The organism is Phenylobacterium sp. (assembly GCF_030693805.1).
Lineage (GTDB): Bacteria > Pseudomonadota > Alphaproteobacteria > Caulobacterales > Caulobacteraceae > Phenylobacterium.
The window spans coordinates 1-1,607 of record NZ_JAUXZW010000325.1 but is presented as its reverse complement, the minus strand read 5'-3'; the positions used below and the strand labels follow the sequence as shown (position 1 = coordinate 1,607).

The 1,607-nt window shown below is 63.9% G+C and carries 3 protein-coding genes; 2 read left to right on the top strand and 1 reads right to left on the bottom strand.

What is annotated here, in order from left to right; translation table 11 throughout:
* The coding region (locus tag Q8M88_RS12785; protein WP_305597542.1) for an EAL domain-containing protein at positions 1 to 273 on the top strand (273 nt) is incomplete at its 5' end.
* A 52-nt stretch (positions 274 to 325) separates the two neighbouring features.
* Positions 326 to 1,222, top strand: a complete 897-nt coding sequence (locus Q8M88_RS12780) for a LysR family transcriptional regulator (RefSeq protein WP_305597541.1) — start codon at positions 326 to 328, stop codon at positions 1,220 to 1,222.
* A gap of 13 nt (positions 1,223 to 1,235) precedes the next feature.
* Here the strand turns inward: Q8M88_RS12780 and Q8M88_RS12775 are convergent.
* On the bottom strand, positions 1,236 to 1,607 hold a 372-nt coding region (locus Q8M88_RS12775; RefSeq protein ID WP_305597540.1), incomplete at its 5' end, for an iron-containing alcohol dehydrogenase.

Genomic DNA, 1,607 nt, shown 5'->3' with positions numbered 1-1,607 from the left:
AAGCGCTTTGCGGTGGACTGCCTCAAGATCGACCAGTCCTTCGTGCGCGATATCACAGTGGATCCGGAGGACGCGGCCATCGCCCGCATGGTCATCACCCTGGGCCACAGCTTGCGCCAGGAAGTGATCGCCGAAGGCGTGGAGACCCACGCCCAGCTGCAGTACCTGCGCGAGCAGGGTTGCGACATGGTCCAGGGCTACCTGTTCAGCCCGCCGGTGCCGGTGGACGAATTCGAGGACATGGTCAGGCGTGGCAGGCGCCTGCCAACGTGACACAAACAACCCTCCGGACACCGGCGACCGCCGTGTGGTGCAAAGCCCATCCATGAACATCACATTCCGACAGATAGAGGTCTTTTTGGCAGTGGCACGCAGCCTGAGTTTCAGCCAGGCTGCGGTGGCATGCCACCTGTCTCAGCCGGCGCTGAGTGCCACCATCAAGCGGCTCGAAGAGACTTTGAGCGTGAAGCTCTTTGAACGCACGACGCGGCAGGTCAGCCTGACCGATGTGGGGCTGGAGTTTCAGCGCCTGGCCGAACACTTGTCAGACAGCGTGCTCCACACCCAGGTGCGGATCAAAGAATACGCCGCCGGCAAACGGGGGCGTCTGAGCATCGCTGCAGGTCCATCCATCGCGGCGGGCTTCATTCCTCAGGTGCTCAAGGTCTTTGGCCCACAGCACCCAGACGTGGAAATCCGCATACACGACGAGCTGTCCGATACCTGCCTTGAGATGGTGCGTGCGGGCAAGGCCGATATCGCGCTCACACCCGCGATGCACACCGACAGCGACCTCGTGTCTGTGCCCTTGTTCAAGGACTACCTGGTGGTCTTGTTCCCATTGGCACATCCACTGGCACAAAAGAAGACCGTGCGCTGGTCGGACCTGCAGGCCTACCCGCAGGTCGCAGTGAACAACCGCAGCAATCTGCGCCAAACCATCAATGAGCAGTACCGCGCACTGGGAGCCGACTTCGCCCCTGCCTACGAGGTGGCTCAGGTGGCCACCATGCTGGGGTTGATCCATGCCGGACTGGGCGTGGGGGTGTTGTCCGAATCACTGGTGGAGCGTGCCAGCCTGGACGGGCTGGCGCACCGCAAGCTGAACAGCCGCTCAGCCTATCGGCGCATTTGCACCACGGTGCTGGCCCACCGCGCACCGCCCCCAGTGCTGACGGCCTTTCTGACACTGTGCAAACAGGTGGCCGCAGCACGCGGCTGACGTGTTGCCGCCATCAAACGCAAGCTGACCTGAGAATTTCCATCACGTCACCGCTGCTGCGCAGCGGCCTGGGATTGGTGGCCGCCCAGAGGTCTTCCAGCGTGGCATCGGCAATGGCTTGCAGTCGCTCACGCGGCACGCCAACCTCTGCCAGACTGCGCGGCAGACCCAAGGAACGGATCAGTTCATCCAGCAGCGCTGCTGCCGGCCGGTCTGGCGCGCCGAGCGCAGCGCTGATGCGGCGTTGCCGGCCACGCACCTCGGGCGCATTCCAGGCCTGCACATTGGGCGCCATCACACACGAGGTGTAGCCATGGGGCACACCGCACAGGGCGCCCAGCACATGACCGATCGCGTGGCTGGCCCCCATGGGCACGCCCGACAT

What these genes read in the sequence shown, in the direction of transcription:
- Q8M88_RS12780 (WP_305597541.1), top strand. Translation starts at nt 326, where the DNA reads ATGAACATCACATTCCGACAGATAGAGGTCTTTTTGGCAGTGGCACGC.